The organism is Methanocrinis sp., from assembly GCF_049974945.1.
GTDB lineage: Archaea > Halobacteriota > Methanosarcinia > Methanotrichales > Methanotrichaceae > Methanocrinis.
Genome location: NZ_JBNGCU010000103.1, coordinates 1 through 1,517 on the forward strand (window position 1 = coordinate 1; position 1,517 = coordinate 1,517).

Below are 1,517 nucleotides of genomic sequence, written 5' to 3' on the forward strand. Positions count from 1 at the left end.
CCCACCTGGCCGTCGGTGAGCCGGACCTTGATCCCGTGGGGATGGAAGGAGGAGTTGGTGAGGATCTCCTTCACCACCCCTTCCGTCCTCTTTCCCGTCCTCTGATCGCGCTTGAGGACGATCTCCACCTTCAGACCCGGCTTTATGTCCTTTCTATTCTTGCCGTCCATGCTCCTCCGACTTCATTCCGGGCCGAGGTCGAAAGCTCCGCCCGCGCCACCTCCCCCAGCGCCCGCCCTTCGTCTCCTCTCACTCGCCCTCTTCCTCGATCTCCAGGAGGAGGAGCTCGAAGACCAGGGTCTTTCCGGCCAGGGGGTGGTTCGCGTCGAATACGACGGCGTCGTCGCCCACTTCAGCCACCGTGAGCTGGAGCCTCTGTTTGTCCTTGGAGAACTCGACCCTCTGGCCGACGACCGGGTCCAGGTCCGGGGGGAGCTCTTTCTTGTCGATCTCGATCAGAAGCTCTTCATTTCGGGGGCCGTACCCCTTCTCCGGGGGGATGGTGATCGTCTTCGTCTCCCCCGGCTTCATCCCCAAAACCGCCTCCTCGAAGCCGGGGATGACCGTACCCTTCCCTACGGTGAACTTCAGCGCCCCGTGGGTCTCGGAGGAGTCGAAGACCGTCCCGTCCTCATAGCTCCCCTTGTAGTGGAGGCTGACCGAATCGCCCTCTTTTACCTTTTTCATGTACAGTCGCTCCGTATCTCCTATCTTATCAGTACCCAAGTCCTTCTTGATCTAAAAAGACCACCATCGCGAAGAGTATTTCGAATTTCGAACTTCGAATTTAGACTTAGAGCTTTGGGGTGGGGTGAGGTCTGGTGCGAGAGGGAGTGGAGGGCGGAGCCCGAGATCTCGCCCTACGCCGACGCCGACTCGGACCCGGGCTCGACGATCTCCACCAGCTCAATATCGAAGACCAGGTCCATCCCCGCCAGGGGGTGGTTTGCGTCGAGGACCACCGACTCCTCAGTCACCTCGGTCACCACAACCTGGAGCATCTGGTCCTGGGACTGACCGATCTGGAGGACCTGTCCCACCTCCGGCTCGATCTCCGGCGGCATGTTGGACCGGGCGACCTCCATAACCATATCCTCGCGACGGGGGCCGTAGGCCTCTTCGGCGGGGACCTTGACCGTCTTCGTCTCGCCGGGGATCATCCCCATCGCCGCCTCCTCGAATCCGGGGATCACCATCCTCTTTCCCAGGGTGAACTCCAGCGGCTCTCTATCCGCTGAGCTGTCGAAGACCGTACCGTCCTCTAACTTTCCCGTATAATGAACTTTTACAATATCGTCGGCTTTTGCTCTTTCCATCTTGAAATCTCCTGATGTTTGGGGCTTTGAAATCCGCAAGATATGTAATTGACGGTTTATCCTGAAGATCGAGGCGAGATCTCTTATCAGAAGGGTGGAAAACCCCTTCATCTCCCCCTTACGGGGCAGATCTTCTGAACCGCCCTTCATAAAAGGAGATGATGGGGTTGGAATGATGCAAGAGCGGGAGGAGATGAGAGA

General features: G+C 58.5%; 3 protein-coding genes. All 3 read right to left on the reverse strand.

The features are described from left to right. The coding region (locus ACP5EL_RS08895; protein ID WP_428402162.1) for a YwbE family protein at positions 1–170 on the reverse strand (170 nt) is incomplete at its 3' end. Between the two features lie 79 nt (positions 171–249). Next, on the reverse strand, positions 250–687 hold the full coding sequence (locus tag ACP5EL_RS08900) for an FKBP-type peptidyl-prolyl cis-trans isomerase (RefSeq protein ID WP_428402156.1): 438 nt from the start codon (positions 685–687) through the stop codon (positions 250–252). 173 nt (positions 688–860) lie between these two features. After that, entirely contained in the window at positions 861–1,316 is a 456-nt protein-coding gene (locus ACP5EL_RS08905; protein ID WP_428402157.1) for an FKBP-type peptidyl-prolyl cis-trans isomerase, read from the reverse strand. Between the last annotated feature and the right edge of the window lie 201 nt (positions 1,317–1,517).

Bases quoted from the DNA above. Each gene is read 5' to 3' on its own strand.
- ACP5EL_RS08905 (WP_428402157.1), bottom strand. From the start codon at position 1,316: ATGGAAAGAGCAAAAGCCGACGATATTGTAAAAGTTCATTATACGGGA.
- ACP5EL_RS08900 (WP_428402156.1), bottom strand. From the start codon at position 687: ATGAAAAAGGTAAAAGAGGGCGATTCGGTCAGCCTCCACTACAAGGGG.